This window comes from Planctomycetota bacterium (assembly GCA_026387035.1).
Lineage (GTDB): Bacteria > Planctomycetota > Phycisphaerae > FEN-1346 > FEN-1346 > JAPLMM01.
This window is the reverse complement of record JAPLMM010000005.1, coordinates 1-2,268: the sequence shown is the minus strand read 5'-3', so window position 1 is coordinate 2,268 and position 2,268 is coordinate 1. Positions and strand designations below refer to the sequence as shown.

Annotated in this window: 3 protein-coding genes; all 3 read right to left on the bottom strand. The window is 63.2% G+C overall.

Annotation, left to right across the window (positions count from 1 at the left end; translation table 11 throughout):
• On the bottom strand, positions 1-229 hold a 229-nt coding region (locus tag NTX40_00310), incomplete at its 3' end, for a ZIP family metal transporter (protein MCX5647534.1).
• A 20-nt stretch (positions 230-249) separates the two neighbouring features.
• Positions 250-600, bottom strand: a complete 351-nt coding sequence (locus tag NTX40_00305) for a CopG family transcriptional regulator (protein MCX5647533.1) — start codon at positions 598-600, stop codon at positions 250-252.
• Positions 601-897: 297 nt separating this feature from the next.
• Positions 898-1,617, bottom strand: a complete 720-nt coding sequence (locus NTX40_00300) for a class I SAM-dependent methyltransferase (protein ID MCX5647532.1) — start codon at positions 1,615-1,617, stop codon at positions 898-900.
• Positions 1,618-2,268 lie beyond the last annotated feature (651 nt).

The window sequence follows — 2,268 nt, the reverse complement described above, 5'->3', positions numbered from 1 at the left end:
TGAAGCCAACCAGCAGGTATCCGAACGCGGCAGAGGGTTCCATGGCCTCAATGGCCTCGGGCATGAGGTGGAGGAATGCACCGCCGAGGAGTGCGCCTGTCGAGAAGGCCACAAGCACCATCAGCAGTTTGCCCAGTGTCTCCTTCTTCAGAACCAGGGTTGCGGCGCCGACCAGGGATATAAGCCCGTCTATCATCGTGGCCGCGATTATCCACAGGAGGACTGACATAGGAGCATCCTCGTTTTTGCCTATTTCCTCCGCCTGCCGTGCGATTTCCGTTTGACGGGCGACCGCTGGCAGACCACGTGCAGTTCGTGACACTCCTTGCACTGCTGAACGGCGTGGGTTTCGGCGAAGGCCTGCCAGTGCACCTGCTGCTTCGGCGTGAGCATGCCCGTGCCCTGACACAGGGGGCAGAGGTTGCCCATGGCGGCCAGGACGGCGGTCCGGATGAACTCCGAGCGGTTCGGGATGTTCTTCATCGCTTCCACAAGGGCCGGGTCGGCCTTGAAGGTGATGACCTCGGGCTTTCTGCGCAGCATTCCCCGCGCAGCGTCCAGAGTCAGAGGCGGGACGTTCCGCCTGCTTCGGCGTTTCACGTGCGTTTCTCCCGGCACTCTTCCGGGCGTCCCGCCGCCCTGAGAGTATTATTACTTTGTATTACCAGCAAGTCAAGCCGAAAACCCTTCCCTTCTTGCCGTCAGGAAATCGTGGCGGGTCGCCGGCCGCGAAGACGCCGAAGGTGACCGTTTCGGGTCTTTCCTGGACCGTCTGGGTGAGTTTTTTGCCTTGGCCACGGCCGATTTCTTTCCTTGGATTTCCGGTTGGAATGCGGCCTTTCAGAATACTGAAGGCGGGCGGGAAAATCGAGTAGAACCGTTCGCCGGCCGGGTGCGCTACTTCTTCGTTTTTCGCCCGACGAGGATGAGGCGGTGGGAGGTGCGGCGAAACTTTTTGCCGTCCGGGCTGCCGTAGGCCGCCTCGACCTTCAGGCCCACCTGCTTGAACAGCCGGCGCATCTGGACGGGCGTGTAAAGGCGGATAGCCATGGGGTAGGTGTGCTTGGTGCCTCGCCGGCGGAGGGTCCACCGGGATTCGATGCGCTGGCGGCGGGCGTTCCAGCGGTTGAGGACCGTGAGCGGTCCGTGGCGGCGCTCCTTCACGAAGTGCCGAAGGACATATTCGCGGTTGGGCTGGTCCACGAGGACGCGGCCTCCGGGGCGAACGGCGCGGGCGAGCCGGCGAAGGGTCTCCAGGTTCTCCTCGTCGGAGAAATATCCGAAACTGCCGCCCCAGTTGAAGGCGGCGTGGAAACATCCCAAGAGCGAGATTTCGCGGATGTCGCCGACGAGAAACTCGCCTTCGAGTTCTCCCTCCTCGAACCGCGCCCGGGCGCGCTCGAGAAAGTATGGATTGTGGTCGATGCCCATGACGAGCAGACCGGCCTCGGCGAGGAGAACCGCGATGCGCCCCTCGCCGCACGGCGCGTCCAGCACCGTCTGGCCTTTGCGCAGGCCGAGGACCTTCCGGATGAAGGCGGCCTGGGTCCCGGCGTCCTCGTCGCCCTGGAGCCACAACTCGGAATCGAATGCCTGGAACCAGTCTTTCTTGCTCATAAGTGGATTTCCGGTCGGCCGACGGTGGCGGCGGAACGCCATGCGGCCGACTCCTTCTAGCGTAGAACACGGCACGCCGGTTGCCAAGCCCAAACCGGCCGAGGCTGGCCGGCGGAGGACTGAAGGGGTTTTAAAAACTCGTCCCGCGCTGTCCCTCCGGGACGGCGGCGACCGCCTGTCGGGCGAAAAAGCCGGTCCCGGGCACCACGGATTGTCCCAACGGGATCTCTTCGGGACTCGCAATCCGTGCGCCAAGGTTTTGAAATCACTTCCGGGAACTCTAGCCCGCGAGGACCAGGCGGAGGCTGATGCGCCGGCGGTTCTCGCCGAAGGCGAGCGCAAGGGCCATCATCAGGAAAAGGCCGCCCAGGCTGGTCATCCTTGCCGCGAGATCGCCCATGGTTTCCTCCCGCCCGCGACCGGATAGATTCTGGCACGGTCGCCGCAGCATGTCGAAGAAAAATCGGAGGGAACCCGCATCCCCGTCTCAGAAACTGCGGTTTTCGCAAGGCCATTTGACTTGGGCGAAATCCGGGTTATAATTAGGCGACGGAATTGAGGAAGGGACCCGAGGCGGTCCTCTGCCCCTTGGGCCAGGTGAGGGGACCTTGTCGCCGGCACAGCGTTTCCGGGGGACTGGACTCGAAAGGA

Excerpts from the sequence above, each read along its gene's own strand:
- NTX40_00300 (MCX5647532.1), bottom strand. The coding sequence starts at position 1,617 with ATGAGCAAGAAAGACTGGTTCCAGGCATTCGATTCCGAGTTGTGGCTC.